This window comes from Marinobacterium arenosum, assembly GCF_019795155.1.
Lineage (GTDB): Bacteria > Pseudomonadota > Gammaproteobacteria > Pseudomonadales > Balneatricaceae > Marinobacterium_C > Marinobacterium_C arenosum.
In genome coordinates this window covers 19,717-39,992 of the sequence record NZ_JAILYN010000020.1, presented here as the reverse complement: position 1 = coordinate 39,992, position 20,276 = coordinate 19,717, and the positions used below count along the sequence as shown (strand labels likewise).

The 20,276-nt window shown below is 59.0% G+C and carries 17 protein-coding genes; 14 read left to right on the top strand and 3 right to left on the bottom strand.

Translation table 11 applies throughout. The features are described from left to right. The first annotated feature begins 25 nt into the window (after nt 1-25). Together K6T12_RS10850 and K6T12_RS10845 are read left to right on the top strand one after the other, a co-directional pair. Nucleotides 26-742 carry an aspartate/glutamate racemase family protein gene (locus K6T12_RS10850; RefSeq protein WP_222222346.1) on the top strand — a complete coding sequence of 239 codons (717 nt, stop codon included), beginning with the start codon at nt 26-28 and terminating at the stop codon, nt 740-742. 552 nt (nt 743-1,294) lie between these two features. Continuing rightward, on the top strand, nt 1,295-2,755 hold the full coding sequence (locus tag K6T12_RS10845; RefSeq protein ID WP_222222344.1) for a M14 family zinc carboxypeptidase: 1,461 nt from the start codon (nt 1,295-1,297) through the stop codon (nt 2,753-2,755). Between the two features lie 81 nt (nt 2,756-2,836). Here the strand turns inward: K6T12_RS10845 and K6T12_RS10840 are convergent, their stop codons facing one another. Genes K6T12_RS10840 through K6T12_RS10830 form a run of 3 tightly spaced genes read right to left on the bottom strand, consistent with a single transcriptional unit; the run spans nt 2,837 to nt 6,841 of the window. Beyond that, the gene (locus K6T12_RS10840) at nt 2,837-3,853 is read right to left on the bottom strand and encodes an ABC transporter substrate-binding protein (RefSeq protein WP_222222342.1); all 1,017 of its coding nucleotides are present in this window, start codon (nt 3,851-3,853) and stop codon (nt 2,837-2,839) included. Further along, entirely contained in the window at nt 3,850-6,009 is a 2,160-nt protein-coding gene (locus tag K6T12_RS10835) for an MFS transporter (protein ID WP_222222340.1), read from the bottom strand. Before K6T12_RS10835 ends, K6T12_RS10840 begins: the two co-directional genes overlap by 4 nt. Continuing rightward, the gene (locus K6T12_RS10830; RefSeq protein ID WP_222222338.1) at nt 6,002-6,841 is read right to left on the bottom strand and encodes a PDC sensor domain-containing protein; all 840 of its coding nucleotides are present in this window, start codon (nt 6,839-6,841) and stop codon (nt 6,002-6,004) included. Before K6T12_RS10830 ends, K6T12_RS10835 begins: the two co-directional genes overlap by 8 nt. Before the next feature lie 702 nt (nt 6,842-7,543). Between K6T12_RS10830 and K6T12_RS10825 the strand changes: the two genes are divergently transcribed. The 12 genes from K6T12_RS10825 to K6T12_RS10770 all read left to right on the top strand — a co-directional run bounded on the left by K6T12_RS10825 (nt 7,544) and on the right by K6T12_RS10770 (nt 20,273). Further along, on the top strand, nt 7,544-9,586 hold the full coding sequence (locus tag K6T12_RS10825; protein ID WP_222222336.1) for a type VI secretion system Vgr family protein: 2,043 nt from the start codon (nt 7,544-7,546) through the stop codon (nt 9,584-9,586). Further along, nucleotides 9,586-10,164, top strand: coding sequence for a DUF6931 family protein (locus K6T12_RS10820; RefSeq protein ID WP_222222334.1), 579 nt, complete (start codon nt 9,586-9,588; stop codon nt 10,162-10,164). The genes K6T12_RS10825 and K6T12_RS10820 overlap by 1 nt, the downstream gene beginning before the upstream one ends. A 39-nt stretch (nt 10,165-10,203) precedes the next feature. Then, entirely contained in the window at nt 10,204-10,467 is a 264-nt protein-coding gene (locus tag K6T12_RS10815) for a PAAR domain-containing protein (RefSeq protein WP_255611669.1), read from the top strand. 186 nt (nt 10,468-10,653) lie between these two features. Beyond that, complete coding sequence (locus tag K6T12_RS10810) at nt 10,654-11,595, top strand: hypothetical protein (RefSeq protein WP_222222330.1); 942 nt, start codon at nt 10,654-10,656, stop codon at nt 11,593-11,595. A 72-nt stretch (nt 11,596-11,667) separates the two neighbouring features. After that, on the top strand, nt 11,668-13,062 hold the full coding sequence (locus K6T12_RS10805) for a type VI secretion system protein TssA (protein WP_222222328.1): 1,395 nt from the start codon (nt 11,668-11,670) through the stop codon (nt 13,060-13,062). Between the two features lie 56 nt (nt 13,063-13,118). After that, a complete protein-coding gene (locus tag K6T12_RS10800; RefSeq protein WP_222222326.1) occupies nt 13,119-13,643 on the top strand; it encodes an Hcp family type VI secretion system effector in 525 nt (174 codons plus the stop codon). A gap of 28 nt (nt 13,644-13,671) precedes the next feature. Continuing rightward, the gene (tssB, locus tag K6T12_RS10795) at nt 13,672-14,178 is read left to right on the top strand and encodes a type VI secretion system contractile sheath small subunit (protein WP_222222324.1); all 507 of its coding nucleotides are present in this window, start codon (nt 13,672-13,674) and stop codon (nt 14,176-14,178) included. After that, a complete protein-coding gene (gene tssC / locus K6T12_RS10790; RefSeq protein WP_222222322.1) occupies nt 14,175-15,656 on the top strand; it encodes a type VI secretion system contractile sheath large subunit in 1,482 nt (493 codons plus the stop codon). The genes tssB and tssC overlap by 4 nt, the downstream gene beginning before the upstream one ends. Nucleotides 15,657-15,733: 77 nt before the next feature. After that, nucleotides 15,734-17,122: a type VI secretion system contractile sheath domain-containing protein gene (locus tag K6T12_RS10785; protein ID WP_255611667.1), complete on the top strand. Its 1,389-nt coding sequence runs from the start codon at nt 15,734-15,736 to the stop codon at nt 17,120-17,122. A gap of 1 nt (nt 17,123) precedes the next feature. Next, on the top strand, nt 17,124-17,552 hold the full coding sequence (gene tssE, locus K6T12_RS10780) for a type VI secretion system baseplate subunit TssE (RefSeq protein ID WP_222222317.1): 429 nt from the start codon (nt 17,124-17,126) through the stop codon (nt 17,550-17,552). Beyond that, a complete protein-coding gene (tssF, locus tag K6T12_RS10775; RefSeq protein WP_222222315.1) occupies nt 17,545-19,329 on the top strand; it encodes a type VI secretion system baseplate subunit TssF in 1,785 nt (594 codons plus the stop codon). Before tssE ends, tssF begins: the two co-directional genes overlap by 8 nt. After that, on the top strand, nt 19,320-20,273 hold the full coding sequence (locus K6T12_RS10770; RefSeq protein ID WP_222222313.1) for a type VI secretion system baseplate subunit TssG: 954 nt from the start codon (nt 19,320-19,322) through the stop codon (nt 20,271-20,273). The genes tssF and K6T12_RS10770 overlap by 10 nt, the downstream gene beginning before the upstream one ends. The last annotated feature ends 3 nt before the right edge of the window (nt 20,274-20,276 follow it).

The following is a 20,276-nucleotide window of genomic DNA, read 5'->3' as shown; positions in this document are numbered from 1 at the left end:
GGCAGTGGGGAGAGGCGAGGAGTCTATGGCGGAAAAAATAGTGGGTATCATTGGCGGTATGGGGCCTGAAGCGACGGTGGATCTGATGAACCGGGTGATTGCCGCCACCCCGGCGGCTGATGACGCCGACCATCTGAGAATGATCGTGGACAACAATCCCAAGGTGCCCTCACGGATCAAGGCGCTGATTGAGAAAACGGGTGAAAGCCCGGGGCCCTGTATGGCAGAGATGGGGCGACGTTTGCAGCGTTATGGCGCCGATTTTCTGGTGATTCCCTGTAATACTGCCCATCACTATTATCAGGATGTGGTTGATGCGGTCAGTATCCCGGTATTGAATATGGTCGAGTTGACGGTGGATCGGGTGTGTGCCGAGATCCCCCATATCAGGAGGGCGGGGGTGTTGGCATCGACCGCTGTGTTGATGGTCGGTTTGTATCACCGCTTCTTCGCGGTTCGTGATGTGAAGACCCTGTTTCCGCAGCCTTATGCTCAGGATGAGTTGATGGCGCTGATCCGCAAGGTGAAAGCGGGCCGCCATGATGCGGCAGCGTTGGCCGCATTCAAACTTGCGGCAGAAAACCTCAAGGCACAAGGGGCCGAGTGCCTGATCATCGCCTGTACGGAACTATCCGTCGTGGCGGCCGAACTGAAGATTGGTCTGCCCGTATATGATGCATCTCAGCTGCTGGCCGAGGAAATTGTTCATGTCGGGCTGGCGTCGCAACCAGCGTGCCTTTGACAGAAGGTTGCCTTGGGTTGATACCGCGTCCATTGTCAGGCAGCTTGGAAAGAACGCATCATTCCGCTGCGCTGCCTTTCGCGCATCTGGCCGTTCTAGAGCTAGCAGAGAACATAAGGGACTAATTTGCAGGTACCCTAAGCCGAAGCCTCCTTTCCTTGCTGGGTAAGTGTTTATTCAAGCCCTGTCGATAGTGAAATAAATCTATTCCTCTGGCTGAGCAGAATCAGTCCGTCTATTAATCAAAGATTTCATAAGTGTTGCGTTCTTGAACGTAAATGCCGTATTAGTCTTTCTGTGTTTTGCAGGTAAGTGAATTGATAAAAATGAAGGTGCTTTTACAGTTGAAAGAAAACTATGCATTTTTGGTATTTTGCGATGTTTAATAAGCAATAGCTGGCGAGCACTGTTTATTATACGTTGATTTCGCAGGAATGAGTGACGAGTGCCCTGCTGGGGATTTCCTTATAAATGTTGAGAGAAAGCCATATGTATAATAAAAAACGACTACATTCAGCTGTGCTGGCACTGATGATCTCGACCGGAAGCGCAATGGCGCAGCAAGATCCGGCTATTCTGACCGAAAACCTGTTTCAGGTGCCGAACTGGACGGCGATAACGCCGGGCAGTGCCGAAAAGCGGTTTACGGAATACGAGGAAGTGGCCGGGTTTCTGAAAAACTACCGGGGGAATTCGCGGGTTACCATCGACTCTATTGGTAACAGCGAGCAGGGCCGGGAGATCTGGAAAGCCCACTTCAAAGGTGCCAATAACGGCAATCCGGTGCGGATCATGGTAATCGCCCGGGTGCATGGCAATGAGCCGGCCGGTACCGAAGGGGCGCTGCAGGCCATTCACGAGCTGGCCCAGGGTGAACTCACCGGCTTGCTGGATAAGATCGAAGTTGTGGTGGTGCCGGTATCGAACCCGGACGGTGCCAGTGTCGACCGGCGGCGGACTTCATCCGAAATCGATATCAATCGAGACTACGTGCTGTCCAATGGTGTCGAGACCCGCGCCATTCTGGCGGAGGTCAACGCGTTCGATCCGCATATTTTCATCGATATGCACGAATTTACCGTTTGGGGGCGGTTGGGCCCGAAGAGCATTCCCTATGACATGCTGACTGCCAGTGCCAACGAGCCCAATATCGATCCCAGGTTGACCGCATTATCTACCGGCCTCTACCAGGGGAATATCGAGCGACAGCTTGAAGCCCATGGGTTGCGCCACAGTGAATACCGCATCATCAATGAGGGGGGTAAGGGGATCAAGGTGAAGGAGTCGGGCACCTCGTTTGGCAGCGCCAAGAATTTCATGGGGATGCCGGGGCGTATATCGCTGCTGTTCGAAGGCCGCGGTATAGGCTTGAAGGAGCAGAACCTGGAGCGCCGCACCTACGCCCAATATCTCGCCCTGCAGGCGGTGCTACAAACAGCGCACGAAAATGCCGATAAGACCCTGGCGCTGATCAACGACAGCCGCGCTTACAACCGGGCGCTGTCGGTGTGGCAGCTGGAACGGAAAGGGATCTATCAGAAATCCAGCTATCGGCTTGCCAACGGAGAGACCGGTCGGATTGAGACCTTCGAGGTCGATTTCGTGAACCGCCGGGACGGGAAACCAGTGTTCGAGGAACAGGTGCCGCGTTACTACATCATTCCGTCAAGCCAGCGCCGGGTCATCGAGACACTGGAGCGGATCGGTGTGGGCTACCAGCGGCTCAAGCAGGACGTCACGCTGGAGGTCGAGGTGCAGACGGGAAGCAACTTCAAGCAAGCGGGCAAGGTCTATCAGAATATCCATCGCTACACCTTCGACGTATCGCTGGATAAACAGCAACGCACCTTCGCGGCAGGGGATGTGGTGGTCGATACCCGCCAGTCGGCCAAGTTGATGGCGATGACCCTTGAAGCACGCAGCCGTGGCAGTTTCGCCGTGTTTGGTATGTTTGGTCAGAACGAGGGACTGGAGGTGCCAATCTACCGCTATCATGGTGATTCCCTGCTCTGAGGGTTCAGCTAATATTGAAAAAGCCCGCCCCTGTGATAGAAGGGGCGGGCTTTTTGTCGAATAGCGGTGTGGTCGGCGACGTTACTGGCTTGGCTCCGTGCCAACCAGTTCCGCGAAGCGCAGCAACTGTATCGGTGGAAACAGTTCCAGCTTGCGAGCCACATCGATATTGATGAACACCGAGAAGCGGCTCAAGGCGGAGATCGGTAGCGAGCCGGGTTGTTTGCCGTCGAACAGTACTTTCTCGGCTTGGCTGGCGGCCAGGCGGCCGACGTTGTAGTAGCGGTTGGCAACCGCCAGCAGCCCCTGGGATTTGGTGACCATCGCCTCGTAGGCGCTGGCAACCGGCAGCCCCTGGTCGGCGGCGGCCTGGGTGAACTCGTCGCGCTGCTGGCGGTTGTAGGAGCTGGAGCCGACGTAGATCACATCGACCCGCTCAGCCGTCATCTGTTTCATCAGGCCCGGCAGCTGGCCATCCAGCGGGTTGCCCTTCTCGTCCACCGCATAGGTGCGCGTGACCAGCTCGAAGCCCATGGTCTCGGACAGGGTTTGCAACTGTTCGGTATTCAACACCGAGTTCAGCTCGGAGGGGCTGTAAATCACCCCGATCCGTTTGGCGTCCATGTAGTCCTGCATGGCGCGGATCTGCACCTCTTCCGGCACCCGGTTGCGGATACCGGTGACCAGCGGCCGGCCGCTCTGTTCATACGACTTGACGATGCCGGCGCTGACCGGATCGGCCACCACCATGAACATCGCCGGGATGTCGCCCAGTTGGCTCTGGTTGCTGCCGTCCTTGATCGGGCCGATGATCGCCTTGCTCACCGAGGTGCCCCAGGTGACCACCAGATCGGGCTTCATCTCACGGGCCTCGGCCAGGAAACCGGCCAGTTTGCTTTTGTCACGTCCGGCATCACGCAGGATCAGTTGCGCCGGCAGTTTTTTGTCTTGCAGGTATTGCTTGAAGCCCTGGCAGGCCTCTTCGCAGCCGCGCCAAAGAACCATGTAGATGCGGGCTGGCTGGGCCTCGGAAAATGCCGCGCTGGCGGACAGGCTGAGCGACAGCAGGATGGCGGTAATCAGTAGCTTGAGTTTCATTGTGCAAGCGCTTCCTTCTTGGCTGCCACTTTCAGGTAGATGCCCATCACGATACCGGCGATGACGATGCCGGTGCCGATGATCGCCATCGCCTTGCCGTAGTCGTAAACCGCCAGCAGGCTTGCCACCATCACCGGGCCCAGCACGCTGCCGATCCGCTCGGAAGTGCGCAAGATACCCAGCGCGGCGGTGCGGCCGACCTCCGGCGTGGCCTCGGCGGCTTCCATCGCCGCGGCGATCAGCGGCGCCTTGAGAATCGAGTGGGCGGCACCCATCATCGCCACCGCCAGCAGCATGGTCATGACCGAGGCTTCGCCGTACAGCGAGATCAGTATCGCACCGGACAGCACGGTGCCCAGGATAACCAGCTCCACCATCTGGCCGCTGCGGTCGGCCAGCCGCGAGGCGAGCGGGCCCAGCGGGATGATGATCAGCGAGTAGACCATCATGATCCGGCCGATCTCCGACTGGCTGGCGTCCAGCGATACCAGGTACAGCGGCACCAGGTAGTAGAGGAAGCCGGTCAGGATGATCTTGGCCGGGATGGCGCAGAACAACACGATGCAGACAAAGCGAATATTGCGGACCAGGGCCAGTGCGCTGCCTTTCTCGGCAGCGGCGGCTTTCTTGCTTTTCTTGTCGACGTCATCCGACAGCATCAGCCAGGCCAGCAGGCCGGCGAAGCTGGCCAGCGCCGCCGACAGCAGGAACACCGGCTGGTAGCCGATCCGGTCGGCGATAATGCCGCCCAGCGCGGTGCCGCACATGGTGGCGGTCATCAACACGCCGACAAATACCGCCATCCCCTTGGCACGGTTCTCCGAGGTGACGATGGCGGCGATATAGCCCTGGCAGCTGATGGTGATGATCGCGTAACCGAAGGCGGTGACACCGCGCCAGAAGATGATCTCATAGACGCTGGCGGCCAGGGCGCAGCCCAGGTAGCCCGCCAGGGCGGGAATCAGCCCCCAGAAGAACAGCCGTTTGTTGCCCCAGCGATCGACCCAGCCACCGGCAAAGGGGGTGGCGGCGGCGATCACGAACATGAACACCGAGATCGGCAGGCCGACCATGATGTCCTTGTCGAACCAGGGGTTGGGTTCGTAGTATTCGGCCACGAACAGCGGCATGAAGGATTTCTGCAGCTCTTCGGCGAAGGCGAATACGAACAGCGGTATGCGGGCGTCGGTGATGCTGCCCTGTTTATCGCGCAATACCTTCAGCAGGTTAAACTGGTCGGCCAGCTTGCGCAGCCGACTGCCGAGCCCACGCTTGTCGTTCTGCGGAATATCGTCCGGTTCGGAGATGATATCACTACGGCCATTGGTGGCCTGATCCAGTGCCGCGCGGAAGCGCTGCTGCAACTGTTGAGAGTCTTTGTTGAGCTGGCCGATGAACGAGCCGATGGAACCTTTGCCGGCCAGGTTGTCATTGACCGAGAAATCCCCGCCGGCTTGTCGTTGCAGAATGCTTTCCGAGCGTTGCAGCGGGCCGGAGACGTAAAACATCACCAACACCATCACCACTTCGAAGGACACCAGCAGGACCGCCACCAGCACGATGGCGATATCGAAGAACACGTCGGTCAGCTGGGTTCGGATATAGCCGGTATCCAGGCCGACCTGGACCGCGCCATAGCTGTTGCCGCCGTCGGTCAGTGGCAGGTACAGGTTTTCGGCTTCGTTACCGGCCTGGTCGCCCAGCGGCAGCAGGCGCATCAGGTCCTGGCCCCCCTCGATCAGCCGGTTGAAAAAGCTGGCCTGCAGTGCCAAGTCCGAACGCAGCTGCTGGTCCGGTTCGCGGGTCAGCGTCTGGGCGTTTGCCGAATTGCCGCCGCGGTAGAGGATATCGCCGGCTTGAGTGGTGACCAGGACGTAAACCAGCTCCGGATATTTTGCCGCGGTCTCCTCGAGATAGAGGTCCATCCCCTTGATCCGGTCGAACGGAACCCCCACCTTGACTGCCAGCTCAATATCCTCGCGAACCACTTCGGCGACCGCTTCCGCTTTCTGTAGCAGGCGGGGCTTCAGCGCAATATTGAATTCAGTCAGCGTATAGACCGCGCTGATGATGGATGCCAGCAGGGTGCTGAGTAGAGTGGTCAGAAACAACCGGCGGTTGATAAAGCCGGTCAGGCCCTCGCTGCGCTTAGTCATGGATGGTGCTCTTCTTATCGAGTTCGGCCTGCTGATCGGCTGCCGGGGAGGGGTGTTTCACCTCGCTGGTCATCGCATCCAGCTCCTGGTTCAGTTGCTTCTTGATCCGGTTGCTCTGGTCGATCTGTTCGGCGAAGCGGAACGCCATGGAGCCCGGCTTGAGCTGTGGTTGCGGCGGGGAGGGGTGGTTCTTTTCCTTCGGCAGCTGTGACGAGATCAGCTTGAACACATCGTTGACGTCACCGAAGCCGAACCGAACCGCGATGAAGATCAACACGGCAAAACCGCCGAAGATCATCACCGTCATCTCCAGCAGGTGCAGTTTCACCTGCGCCAGTACGCTGCCGTAGCTGGACTTGTCATAGGCGATGACAATGCCGCCCATCAACTGCTCGGTGCCGTCAAACAATTGCAGGCCGCTATAGAGCGTGTCTGTCTCCTCCAGCGACCAGAAGGGTTCGTCGCCTTTAAGGGCCCGGCGCAAAATCTGTGCTGAATGTTCCCGGGGGAGGCTCTTGCTGTCGGTGGCGAACAGTACTTTGCCCTGAGGATCGATCACGTAAAGTGCCGAGACCTGCTCGTCACGTCCCTTGGCCCGCTGCATCAGTTCGGGCAGGTTGTCCATTTCGCTCAGCGGCAGGCCAAGCTGTTCGGCCCGGATGATAGAGCGTTCAAGCGATGTTGACATCACCTGTAGTTGCGAGGAGACCACCGTCGACATCAGGCTGGTGAACTTCATGTAGTTCATCAGGTACAACAGCCCCAGGACGCTGACCAGAATGATCCAGATGGTCATGACCAGCTTCAGGTGTACTTCAAGAAATGCTTTCATCGGGGGCCCTTCGATTAAACCCAGGTATTGCAGTCGTCATATTGAGTGCAGATATCAACCCGTAGCTTGGTACTTGGCTGCACGCTATCGCCGTTCGAATGGTTTTTAATCACTTTTCGCCGGATCAACTAAGCCGTCATCGCTATTAACGCTCAATCAAACGGGCGCTTGACCGTTGCAATGGCATCAAGTGTGGATTCACCGGAACCAGCTGCTTGGTCATCAGCTAGGTTTTGGCAGGATAACATAGCAGCGCACTTCTGATTAAGGTAATTCCACTCAAGAGTACTTGTTTAAGATAGCTCTAATTTAGAGTCTTTGAAGGTTTTATAGAATGTTACCGTCAGGTTGTCTTGTTGTTACATTTGGTAGGAATTGTTGTATATGTGAGCGCTTTGTTTGGTGGTTTAGGTTCGAGCGACAAGGCTGTTCGCAGCCGGATTTTCGCTTATTTCAGGCTTGGTTCCAGGCTTTAGTGGAGTGAAAGTACAGCGAGTCATTCAGAGTGTTTAAACAATTGTCTAATTGTTAAATTATATGAAACAATTGAATGACATTTTTTGGCTGATTTTGTTAACTGGGGGTGGGTATACTCCTTAAGTTGATGCTCTACTACGTGATATCGGCAGCGACAGCGGTCGACATCCGGATGTGGCCAGGGATACCGATAACAATGATGTCTGGGGAAAAAGGGAACTGTTAATGGGGATACTGGTTGATCCACAGAGCAGTAACCTGGTGGTTAGTGACACCAAGGGAAATAGCTATGTGCTGGTGCGGCTGAAGTATTGGTCAGCGCTGTCGCAATTGGCTGAATTGGAGGCCGATGTTCAATGTGTCGATGTCGAGGCGTCCTCCTGGCTTGGTGAAACCCTGACCTGTGATGTCTTCAGTACGCCCGGTACCGGGCGCTCCGCAGATCGCTCATTCAAGGGTGTGGTCACCGGTGTGCAGACGCTGCTGTCGGATGATCCGCAGCGCTATTCCGTTTTCCGTCTGAGAATTCAGCCCTGGCTGGCACTGTTGGCCTATAGCCGTAATTATCGTGTGTTTCAGGAGCAGTCCACCAAGGAGATTGTCACCTCTATTTTCGATGAGCTGGGGTTCAAAGGGCAGTACAAAGTCGATGATATGCCCTCCACCAAGCGCGAGTACTGCCTGCAGTTCAACGAGACAGACCTGGAGTTTGTCAGTCGCTTGCTGGCCGAAGAGGGGGTGCATTACCACTTCGGCGTGGATGACGAGTCCAATACGCTGATTCTGCATGATGCGGCCAAGCCTTTTGCAACGACCGGCAAGTGTTCGCTGGACGACTGCAACTCGCCCTCCGGCAATTATGAAGTCATCGAGAATTGGGCGCCGCGACATAAGTTTCACGCCGCTACGCTGGAGCTGGCCGGTTACGATTACAGTCAAAGCAAGCTGGTCAGCAGTAAAAGCAAGTCGTCCAAATACAAGCTATCTTCTAATACCAAGCTAGCCGATTATCGTTACCCGGCGGCCAGCATTAGCGGCGCCATTGATGATCTGGCCAAGCCGTTGGTCGAAACCCAGCGCGCACAGCTGGATTCGGAATACCACCTGGTGGATGGCCAGACCAACAGCGCCGAACTGGCGGTAGCCCGCTACCTGGAATTGGCGGCGCATCATGATAGCAGTCAGCTGGGCGACTACCTGGTGGTCGCGCTCGAACAGGAATTCGTGGTTGAGAAAGGGAATGCATTTGGCCAGTACTGCACCTTCACCTGCACCCCGCAGGATCATCTCTACTATCCGGCACGGCTGGAGAAGCCGCGTGTCTACGGCATGCAGAGCGCGGTCGTAGCCGGCAAGACCGATGCCGAGCCGGCATCGGACGCCGAGGGGCGGATCCGTATCCAGTTTCACTGGGATACCGAAGCCAGTGGCGACAAGACCAGTTGCTACGTCCGGGTGGCACAGTCGATGGCCGGCAACGGCTATGGCTTGCAGTTTATCCCCCGCGCGGGCCAGGAGGTGTTGGTCAGTTTCCTGGATGGCGACCCGGATCAACCGCTGGTCACCGGTAGTCTGTACAACAGCAAGCACAAGCCGCCCTATCCGACGGCCGATACCACCCAGTCCGGTATCAAGACCCAGCTGAAAGGGCAGTCGAACGAACTGCGCTTCGACGACAAGAAGGACAATGAGCAGCTCTATCTGCACGCTGCCAAGGACCTGCTGATCGAGGTGGAGAATGACGCCGATGAGAAGGTGACGGCTGAGAAACGCATCGCCGTCACCAAGGATATCAGCGTCAAGGGCGAGAAGAACTACAGCCTGGAAACCAAGGAAAATATCACTCTTACTACCGAGAAAGACTACAGCCTGACCGCCACCGAAGCGATTTCGGGCAAGGGTAAGACGATCAAGCTGGAAGCCAGCGATAGTCTGGAGCTGGTGGTCGGCGGCAGCAAGCTGAAGATGACCGACTCCAAGATCGAGATTGAGAGTGAAACCATCAGTTTGTCGGGCAGTTCCAAAATCGAGCTGGATGGTGGCGACATAGCGCTCTCCGGTGGCTCCGTGGATCTCAAATCCAGCAGTGCGATGAGCCTGAAATCCAGTTCTTCGATGAGTTTGAAAGCCACCTCGGACCTGGCAGCGTCGGGTTTGAATGCGGAGCTGAAGGGCAGTGTGGGGGCGACGGTGAAAGGCTCGGCCACGGCGGAGATCAACTCCAGTGGCAGTACCACGGTTAAAGGCTCGATAGTGATGATCAACTGATGCTGAAGAAAATCCCTTACCCGCAAAGTCAGCCGGTTCTGCAGCGTTTCGAACTGTCGGAAGAGGCTGCGACCGTCGTTTCCGGCGAGATGGCGCCGCTGCAGGTGATCGAGGCGCTACAGGCGAACGACCTTTATATCGATCTGGTCGGCTTTCTCTGTCATGCGCTGCCGATGCGCGAAACGATCTGGTGGGCCTGCCTGGCGCTGGAACAGCGGATGTCCGACTGGACAGCCGAACAGCAGAGGGTGATCGCCGACTGCAAACGCTGGGTGCAGCATCCGGATGAAGCCAAGCGTCGGCTGGCCGAGCAGCAGGCCGAGACTTTGGGGCACAAGTGCGCACCCGGCTGGCTGGCGCAGGCGGTGTTCTGGAATGGCAGTGGCAGCCTGGGCGAGCCGGGTCAACCGGTGGTGCTGCCGCCGGAGTTCCTCTATGCCAAGGCGGCCGCCGGGGCGATCAATACCGCGGCGGTGATTCCGGAATGGCGGGGTTCTGATGAATTTAATCGGCGGGCGGTTGCCATGGCGCTGGACCTGGCTCAAGGCGGTTCCGGGCAGGCGGCAAAAAACGGATAGGGAGAAAAGGCTATGCCCTGTGCAGCACGATCGACGGATATGCATACCTGTGCGTTGGTAACGGGGACGGTGCCGCATGTCGGTGGGCCGATTTCCGGGCCGGGCAATTTGCAGGTGTTGATCGGCAAAATGCCGGCTGCGTGCATCGGGGAGCTTTGTACCTGCGTTGGGCCACCGGACAGCATCGTCAAGGGCAGCGCCACGGTATTGATTGGCAAGAAACCGGCGGCGCGAATGGGTGATACCACCTCCCATGGCGGTGTCATCGTCGCCGGTTGTCCGACGGTCATGATTGGTGGCTAACGGGGTCCGCGACTGGGCTGTTTGGGCGCGGCGCGAGGGGCAATGGATTGAGTTGCAAAAAGCGCCAGCCCGAACGTGAAACGCGCGGCGTGCATTAAGAATTGAACAATAGGAACTGTAACAATGCCGGGTACTAGACAGCTTCGACAACCGATCAGAACACGAAACCAGATCAACACAGCGCATTTGACCCTCTCGCTGGATGATAACGATGCGGCAGCGGAGGCGATTGATTATCAGGTTGAACGGCAGTTGGACGAGCTATACGGCGATGCCGTGGCGGGCGACCGTATGCTCAGAAAATTCATGTCACGTGTTTCCAAGAACTTTTCCGGCGCTGCGTCTATTAAAACGGCTCCGCTGAAAGCTCGTGCAACGGCCAAGGCCAAGCTGACCCGGCAATTTCCGCGCAAAGAGGTCGAGCAACTCAAGGATATCGCCCGTGCCACGCTGGAGTTCAAATCATTTGAAGACATGTATGCCGCACGCGATTACATACGTGATCAGCCGGAGTTCCAGAGCTTCACAGCTGCTGCGCAACGAGGGGCGTTGAAAAACCGGTACCGTCCCGCGATCAGAGGGGGGATGGGGCCGACCGATCAGGGTTATCGGGATATCAAATTTTTCCTGTGGATGGATATAGGTGGTGGTCGCGGACATATCGTCGAGCTGCAGTTGAATGTCACCCGGACCCTGAAGGCTAAATCCATCGGGCACCCGTTTTACGACATTATCCGTATCGGCGGGGATCTTTGGGATCCGGCGGCACCGAACTCCGACCTGCTGGTGCCAAGGGAAACGGTGAAAAAGGTCGGTCCCAAGCTGGTCCACGCCTGCAATGAGTGCATCCGGCGTGAAATACAAGCGGCTGCAGCGCGTAAGGTGCTCGAGCTGGTCAAGAACAACTTTTATGTTGCGAGAACAGTCACCAACAGCCGCGGCGAACAATACGTACGTCGTTATGAGTTGAAAGATAGAAGCGTGATGCTGAGGTTCAACAATCCGGCTCAGATCGAGGCCGGTCGAGCATTGCTGACCTGCAGCTCGGCGGCTTACCGCCATTACAAGGCGCTGGGCTTGAAATACCGCTTCACTGGGCGGCCGGACGAAGTCTGGGGCCGCGTGTAACGACAGATTTCGAAGGAGTGCTGTGAGAGTGGCGCTGATTGAAGAAATAAACAGATATCGAGTCGATTGCTGATGGAACATTTGCTCAATCCAGTCACCGAAAGCGCCCCCTGCGGGGAATATCTGAAAGGTAACCGCACGCTCTACCGCGGTTTGCGCAACAGCTTCAATATGGCGCAATCCTCGTTCAGGCAGCTGATCGAGTCGCCCGATGCGATATCCGACGAGGCATTGCTGGATGCCAACCAGAACAACTGGCAGGAGCTGGCCCGGCAGTGCGAGCAGACGCTGGCCGAAACCTCGAAGGATGTCGAGGTGTTCTGTTGGCTGGCGACCGCCCAGCTGTTTGCCGGATCGCCGTTGGCAAATCTGGCGGCGGTATTGGAAACCTTTGCCGAAGCCGTCGAACGCTACTGGGCCGACCTTAACCCGAAGCCGCCGGAAGATAAGCTCAAGGCGGATGACGAGGCGGGCCGCAAACAGGAGTGGGCGGAGAACCGGATCAAGCCGCTGCTGCAGCTGATCGGCGATACCCAGGACAGTGGCCTGCTCTACATGCCGCTGCAGATGATCCCGCTGGTCGGCGGTATCGACTACAGCCGTTATTTCTCGGCCGAGAAAAAGGGCGCGCTCGCCGAGCTGAAGACCGAGGCGCTGCAGGCGTTTCCGGCTGAAAAAGCGGAGCTGACCGAAACGGTCCTGTCGTTGGGGCGTATTCTCGACAGCCTCGAACTGCTGGAGAGCCGGATCGCGGATAAATGCCGCCAGGACGGTGCCAGCGGGCCGAGCTTTCGGTTCGTCAAAGAGAGTATCGAGCGACTGATCGGCGCCCTGCGATACATGGTTGGCGACAGCCTGACGCCCTGGCCGCTGGACAAGGTCGAGGAGGCCGCGACCCCGGCTGCTGCCGACGTTGAACCGGATGTCGACGGTGAGGTTGCGGAAACAGCAGCGGCAGATGCCAATCCAGCTGCTCAGCCGATGGCCGTGTCCGGGGTGGTCAGCCTTGCTGCCAGCGGCGAGATCTACAACCGCGACCAGGCGTTCCAGGAACTGCGCAAGATTGCTGATTTCTTCAATCGCACCGAGCCGCACAGCCCGGTGTACATGCTGCTGGAGCGGGCGATCCGTTGGGGCTACATGTCGTTGCCGGAACTGCTGAACGAGATGGTCGGCGACAACAGCGCGGTGATGGGGCGAATTACCCAGCTGGCGGGCCTGGAGAGCATCGACAAGACCGAGATTCCTGCAGCACAGATCAGCGTGCAGGAACTGATGCATAAGCAGCAGGCAGTCGGCAGTGCGCCGCTATCCGAACCCGCTCCGCCCCCAACACCGGTGAACGGTGAGGCGGCGCCGGCCGTGAATTTTCCGTCGGAGCCGGAGGCTTCGTCGGTGCAACAGAGTGATGCATCCGAACCTGGCAACAGTGACAGCGGTTCGGGCATAGCCAGTTTTGAATGGTAGTAACCAGAGTTTAAATCTGTCGCGAATGCGGCACTTTACATAGCAAGGAGAGAAAAATGGCTTCAATCTATATGCGAATCGACGGGCTCGACAGCATTAAAGGTGCGGCAACCGTTGCAGATATCGGCGGTAAGAAAGGCTTCTTCGCCATCGATCATGTCAGCTGGGGCGCGGACCGTGGTGTGGGCATCAACGTGGGTAACGCCAACAACTCGGACAAGGGGATGGCGGCGCTGGGCGAGATCCAGATCAACCGTACCTCCGATGGCGCTTCTCCGCACCTGACCACCTTCCTGTTCTCGCCGGGTGCCGATGGCAAGACCATCGATATCGTGATGACCAAGCCGAACCGCGAAGGCGGTGGCATGGATCCGTACATGGTGATCACCCTCGAGAAGGCGCGCATGTCCCACTACAACATCTCCTGCGGCGACGGCGAACTGCCGCACGAGCAGTTCAACCTGACCTACGCCACCATCAGCAAGGTCTATTACACCGAGTCCGACAGCGGCAAGATCGAGAAGGGCGATACCGTCAAGTTCGATACCACCACCGGCAAGCTGGAATCCAAAGCTTCCTAACCCTTAGCAACAAGCCAGGAGGTTGATCGTGGCCTTGAATTCACAACATAAACGCGTCAGCAAGAACCGCGTCAGCATCACCTATGACGTGGAGACCAATGGCGCCCTGGAAACCAAAGAGCTGCCGTTCGTGGTCGGTGTGATTGGCGATTTCTCCGCCCACAAGGATGACCGTGAGGAGCTGGAAGATCGCACTTTCTACCAGGTCGATAAGGACAACTTCGACACCGTCATGAAGCGGGTCGGACCGGAGCTGAAGCTGAAGGTCGACAATACGCTGAGCGACGACGGCAGCCAGTTCGAGGCTGCGCTGAAGTTCAACTCCATGAAGGACTTCGAGCCGGATGCCATCATCGGCCAGGTCGATGCGCTGCAGAAGCTGGCCGACACCCGCGCCCAGCTGAAAACCCTGCTGGCCAAGGCTGACCGTTCCCGCGATCTGGAAAAACTGCTGAAAGAGGTGCTGCAGAGCGCCGACACCATCAATGCTCTGTCCAGCGAGCTGGGTATCGAGTCCAAGGGAGGTGAGGAATGAGTACTGAAGAACTGGTCAACGAATCCCAGGCGGTTGTCGAAGAGGGTGGCCTGAGCCTGCTGGACCGTGCGATCGCCGCCACCTCGCAGACGCCGGCCGATACCACCAAGGAGCTGTTCTCGGTATTGGCCGAACAGGCGCTGAGCGGCACCGTGGTATGGGACAAGAACGTCACCAAGACCATCGAGAACGCCATCGCCGAGCTGGACAAGCAGATGTCCCGGCAGATGTCCGAGATCATGCAGCAGGATGAGTTCCAGCGTCTGGAAGGCTCCTGGCGCGGACTGAACAAGCTGGTACGTGAAAGCGAGCTGGGCCCGACCCTGAAGATCCGCCTGGTGGACTTCCAGCAGGAAGAGCTGCTCGATCAGTTCGAGGACGCTCCGGCGGTGGACCGTAGTCCGCTGTTCGACGCGCTGTACCAGAAAGAGTTCGGCACCGCCGGTGGCGAACCCTATGGTCTGCTGATCGGTGATTACAACTTCTCCCATAAGGATGAAGATGTGGCGCTGATGCGCTACATGGGCGAGGTGGCTGCAGCCAGCCATGCACCGTTCCTGGCGGCGGCAAGTCCGGAGATGTTCGAATTCGACAGCTTCGAGACCTTTAATGAAGGCAAGCCGGTGGCGGCCGGTTTCGACTCCCCAAGCTATGCCGCCTGGAACGCGTTCCGTGAGAGCGACGATGCCCGTTACGTGGTACTGACCATGCCGAAGACGCTGGCGCGTCTGCCGTATGGTGACAAGGGGTTGGGCACCAACGCCTTCCAGTACGAAGAGCTGGCCACCGATGCGGTGGGCAATCCGCGCCCGACCGACAACAGCCAGCTGGTGTGGTCGAATGCTGCCTACGATCTGGGCCTGAAGATGACCCAGGCATTCACCGCGTTCGGCTGGTGCACCGCGATCCGCGGCCTGGACAACGGCGGTAAGGTGGAGAACCTGCCGAACCTGACCTACCAGTCCGACGCCGGCGACCTGCAGCAGCAGTGCCCTATCGAGGTCAACCTGACCGACGAGCGTGAGAAGGAACTGAGTGACCTGGGCTTCCTGCCGCTGGTGCACTACAAGAACACCAACTACGGTGTCTTCATCGGCAGCCAGACCACCCAGAAGCCGAAGACCTACACCGATCCGGATGCGACCGGCAACGCCGCTATTTCCGCGCGTCTGCCGTACATCATGGCCAGCAGCCGTATCGCTCACTACCTGAAGGTAATGGGTCGCGACAAGCTGGGCTCCAACCTGGAAGCGCCGGATATCCAGCGTGACCTGCAGGCCTGGATCGACCAGTACACCAACTCCGGTGCCATGGGCAACGCAGAACGCTCCAAGACCCCGCTGTGCGAATCACGTATCCAAGTGGTTGAACAGCCGGGCCGTCCGGGCGCTTACTCCGCTGTCGCACACCTGCGTCCGTGGTTGCAGCTTGAAGAGCTGACCACCTCGGTGCGTATGGTTACCAAGATTCCTGGCTAAGGAATTGGCCCGCCCCTCGGGGCGGGCCGTCTATCACTCAGATGTTTAGTCCTGACTGGCAAAATGAATTCAACGGGTTGGATCCTCAACAGGAGGATTTCCTGCGCCGTGCACTGGCGTTGCTCGCCGAGTGGGATCCTGCGCTGCTGGAAAACCGGCAGCTGCTGCGTGCACGCTTGAATCGCCTGATTGCCGAACTGGATCTGCAGCTGTCCGAACAGCTGTCCGAGATTATGCATCAGCCGGCGTTCACCGAACTGGAGGCCGGCTGGCGCAACCTTAAATCCCTGGTCACGCTGCCGGTAAATTACCAGCGGGCCCGGGTCAAGCTGCTGGATATCAGCTGGCAGGAGCTGTCGCAGGACCTCAATACCTGCAACACCCTGCGCAGCAGTACGCTTTACAACATGATCGGCAACCGCGAACTCAACACCCTGGGCGGTTTGCCGTTCGGCATGGTGGTGGTCAACCACGATGTGTCGATGGAGATGGGGATCGACGACGATTACGACGATCTCTACACGCTGGAGTTGCTCGGCCAGCTCGGTTCGCTCTGCCTTTGCCCGTTCATCATGTCGCCGGCGGAAGATTTCTTCGGCGAAATCGATGCCGGTTGGTTGTCCGACGTGCAGCGTATCGAGAAGATCCTCGAGGGGCCGGATTACACCGGCTGGCAGCGGTTGCGTGAACAGACTGCGGCGCGCTTTATCGGCCTGGCGATGCCGAAGATCCGGCTGCGACCGGCCTACCGTGACCGGCGTATCGGCTTTATCTTCAATGAGCGCGTTGGAAGGCGACCGGGCCTGTGGGGCAGTGCCGCCTTCGCCTTCGCCAGTATCGCGTTGCGCGAGTTCAACCGGCTGGGCTGGTTCGGCTTCATGAAATCCCGTTGGCAGGAGCGCTACCAGGGCGCGCTGATCAATCTGCCGGCGGCGGCCTCTTCCAGCCAGCAATCGCCGTTGCGGAACCCGCAGCCGAACGTGCGTCTGTTCGGCAACCTGGCCGGCTTTTACGCCAAGCAGGGGTTCGTGCCGATCAGCCACAGCCCGCTGACCGACAAGTACTACTTCAATGGCAACAATTCGGTCTGGAAGCCGGGCCCGAAGGACGATGACCAGGTGGTCTGTCAGCTGCAGACCACGCTGATGATCTGCCGCATTGCGCACTATCTGAAGGTTCAGATCCGCAGCATGATCGGTAACTTCCATAGCGCCGCCGAATGCGAGCTGTTCCTCAGCCAGTGGCTGGACAACTACAGCAGCAACGTGGTGTCCGGCGACGAGGATATCCTGGCCCGGTACCCGTTGAAGAAAGGCAAGGTGAAGGTCAAGGAGATCGACGGCAGTCAGGGGCGCTATGTTTGCGAGGTGCTGGTGCAGCCCCAGTACCAGTTCGATCATTTCTTCGGCGAGGTGTTGCTGACCACCGACTTGGCGCCGCCGGCCGCAGAACGGGTGGGCAACTAACATGGTGTTCTGGAATACCTTCCTGGCCGAGGCGCCGGTCGCCGATGAGCACGAGGCGCTGGTGGCGTCGGTACGCTATCAGCTGAGCCGGCTATTGGAATCGGAAGCGCCGCTGACCACGCTGCCGGCCAAGCTGGCGCAGGTCGAGCGCTCCAACATGCGGTTCGGGCTGGATTGCCTGCAATCGATCAGCAGCCAGATGGACAAGGACCAGTTCGCCCGCCAACTGGAGAGCTGGATTAAGTCGTTCGAGCCGCGCCTGGTTGATGTCAGCGTCGAGGTGTACGAACGCGACGAGACCAACAACGCCATCAACTTTTCGTTGCTGGCCCGACTGAAAACCGACCGGGGGCTGCATGCCCTGGTGTTCGATTCCAATATGAACCTGGCAGACCAGAAGGTCGATATGGAGGGGCAGGATCTTGTCTGATCAGTTGATGCGTTACTACGAACGCGAGCTGGCCTATGTCCGCAAGGCGATGGCGGGCTTCGCGGCGCGCTTTCCGGAACAGGCGGCGCAGCTGCAGATCAACCAGAACAGCATCGAAGATCCGAATATCACCCGGCTGATCGACGGCATGGCGCTGCTGACCGCGAAAACCGAACAGCGGCTGGATGCCCAACTGCCGGAGATCGTCCAGGGTTTGCTGTCGATTCTATACCCGGGTTATACCGAGCTGGCGCCCAGCTACAGCGCGTTGACGCTGGAGCCGGACCCGGAGCAGCTCAATGAAAATGTCTGCCTGCCGGCTGGCAGCCGGGTTGCGGTGCCGCTGCCCGGTGGCGGCGAGTGCCAGTTCAGTACCCGGGCCGAGCTGAATATCTACCCGTTCACGCTGACCGCGGTCAGCGCCGAGGCGGCACCGTTCAATTTCAACGTGCCGGGCCAGCTTAACAATGCCGAGGCCGTTATCCAGCTGAGCCTGGCCTGTTGTGACCCGGAAGGGCTGTTCAGCCAGTTGCAGGTTGGCGATTTTGACTTCTATGTACGCGGCTTCGAGCAGAACGCCGCCAGCCTGATCGAGCTGCTGCTGACCCGCACCGAAGCGATCAGCCTGTCCGACCGCGAGGGATTGAACCACCGCCTGGTCGATGCCGGCCGGATGCGCAGCCGGCTGGCCGATCCCGGCTTCCAGTGGCTGCCCCGTTACGGCAACCAGTTCGAGGGCTTCGACCTGCTGCGGGATTACTTTACCTATCCCGACAAGGGCGCCTATTTTCGCATCGACGGTCTGGGCGAGGAGCTACGCCGGTTCGATGAAAACGAGGTGGTGCTGAACCTGTTCGTCCGGCAACTGCCGGCCGAATTCCTGCGACTGTTCGATGCCAGTGTGTTCCGGCTGAACACCGTGCCGGCGATCAACCTGTTCGAGCAGCAGGGCGAGCCGCTGAACTATGATTTCTCCCGGTTGAGCGTACCGGTGGTGGCCGATGCCTACGCCGATTCCAATCTGGAGGTGGTGTCGGTGGCGGAGGTCCGCGAGGTGCTGCCCGATGGCGAACGGCGGCTGCGGCCGCTGTATGAAGCCCGTTACCGCCAGCCGGACGAAGTGCGACAGTGGCAGGTGCGCCAGCGCTGGGACGAGATCGGCCAGCGGCGGGTGGAGCTGACGCTCAGCAGCCAGGAGGACGAACTGCAGCAGGCCGGTTCAATCGTGCTGGCGCTGGATCTCTGGTGCAGCAATGGCCGCAGCCCCTGTACGCTATCGGCCGGCAGCGAGGTGGAGAGCCTGGCGGCGATCGACCTGCCCGGGCCGCTCAAGCTGCTGACCGCCCCGACGGCGCCGCTCTATCCGGCACTCGATAACTCGCTGAACTGGCGCTTCATCGCGCTGCTGAACGCCAACTTCTCATCGCTGTTGCAGACCGATCGCCCGGTGCAGGCGCTGCAGGAGGTGCTGACGCTGTGCAGCCACGGTCGTACCTGTCGCCAGGCGGAGGCGATCCGCGATGTGCGCTATGAACAGCAGGTGGCGGCGATGCATGTCTGCGGCGCCAACATCTTCGCCACCGGCACCGAGGTGACTCTGACGCTGGATGCGGAGAGCCTGGGCAGTCAGCAGGCGCTGTTCAGCGAGGTGATGAACGCCTTCTTCCAGCAGTTCTGCAGCTTCGATCGTTTCATGCGGCTGCATGTACGCCACTTCGGTGATGATACCAACGTACGCAGCTTCAAGCCGGTGCACGGGAGCCAGCTATGTCTCTGAGCGCCGAGCTGCAGCGTCAGCCGCAACGGTTCGATTTTATCCAGGTGATCCGCCTGCTGCGCCGCATGGCGCAGAGCCGCGATCTGCAGCTCAGTGCCGAGCCGATGCCGGATGGCACCGCCCGCGAGGTGCAGGCGATCGAGCACCGGGGCTCGGAGAGTCGTATCCGGCTGGGGCTGGAAGCGCTGTCCGGTGCCCGCGGGGTGATACCCAACTATCTCTACGAGGAGCTGCTGGCCAGCCTGCATCAGGAAGACCCGGCGCTGGAGCAGTTCCTGGATATCTTCAACCAGCGTTACTACCGGCTGCTGCATGGCGAGCTGGAGAAGGGCAATCTGCTGGTGCGCGAAGAGCAGGAGCAGGTGGATGCGGCTTCGTTGGTGCGTTTGCCGCAGCGCGATTGCCTGACCCGGCTGGCGGCGTTGCCTGGCCATCGGGCGGGGGATCCCGACCTGCTGCGTTACAGTGTGCTGCTGGGATTGAAAGTGCGCAGCCTCAGCGGCCTGCGCCAGCTGCTGTCCGATTATTTCCAGCTGCAGGTCCATGTGTCGGTGCTGGATAGCAGCCGTTACCGGTTGCCGGCCACCTCGCTGACCCGGTTGGGTGGGCGTGATGCCCGCAATAACCGACTGGGCCAGGGGGTACTGCTGGGCCGTCACGGCACCTTGCACTTCCATCGGTTGGAGGTGCGGGTCGAACCGCGTGATCGCTCGGAGTTCGTCGCTCTGCAGGCCGACCCGGAGTTCGCCGGACGGCTGCGTGAGCTGGTCCGGGCGTATCTGCGGGAAACCACGGATCTGAAACTCTATCTGTACGTCAAGCGTGCTTTTATCGCGCAACCACAGCTCTCCTGCCGGCCAGAGACGGCCGTGCGCCTGGGGGAGGCCAACTGTCTCGCGCCCCAGGCCAAGCCTGGGGAATACCGCAAAATTCTACTTCAGTAAGGA

Bases quoted from the DNA above. Each gene is read 5' to 3' on its own strand.
- K6T12_RS10850 (WP_222222346.1), top strand. From the start codon at position 26: ATGGCGGAAAAAATAGTGGGTATCATTGGCGGTATGGGGCCTGAAGCG.
- K6T12_RS10840 (WP_222222342.1), bottom strand. From the start codon at position 3,853: ATGAAACTCAAGCTACTGATTACCGCCATCCTGCTGTCGCTCAGCCTG.
- K6T12_RS10805 (WP_222222328.1), top strand. From the start codon at position 11,668: ATGGAACATTTGCTCAATCCAGTCACCGAAAGCGCCCCCTGCGGGGAA.
- K6T12_RS10830 (WP_222222338.1), bottom strand. From the start codon at position 6,841: ATGAAAGCATTTCTTGAAGTACACCTGAAGCTGGTCATGACCATCTGG.
- tssC (WP_222222322.1), top strand. From the start codon at position 14,175: ATGAGTACTGAAGAACTGGTCAACGAATCCCAGGCGGTTGTCGAAGAG.
- K6T12_RS10815 (WP_255611669.1), top strand. From the start codon at position 10,204: ATGCATACCTGTGCGTTGGTAACGGGGACGGTGCCGCATGTCGGTGGG.
- K6T12_RS10770 (WP_222222313.1), top strand. From the start codon at position 19,320: ATGTCTCTGAGCGCCGAGCTGCAGCGTCAGCCGCAACGGTTCGATTTT.
- K6T12_RS10820 (WP_222222334.1), top strand. From the start codon at position 9,586: ATGCTGAAGAAAATCCCTTACCCGCAAAGTCAGCCGGTTCTGCAGCGT.
- tssE (WP_222222317.1), top strand. From the start codon at position 17,124: ATGGTGTTCTGGAATACCTTCCTGGCCGAGGCGCCGGTCGCCGATGAG.
- K6T12_RS10835 (WP_222222340.1), bottom strand. From the start codon at position 6,009: ATGACTAAGCGCAGCGAGGGCCTGACCGGCTTTATCAACCGCCGGTTG.
- K6T12_RS10845 (WP_222222344.1), top strand. From the start codon at position 1,295: ATGGCGCAGCAAGATCCGGCTATTCTGACCGAAAACCTGTTTCAGGTG.
- K6T12_RS10800 (WP_222222326.1), top strand. From the start codon at position 13,119: ATGGCTTCAATCTATATGCGAATCGACGGGCTCGACAGCATTAAAGGT.
- K6T12_RS10825 (WP_222222336.1), top strand. From the start codon at position 7,544: ATGGGGATACTGGTTGATCCACAGAGCAGTAACCTGGTGGTTAGTGAC.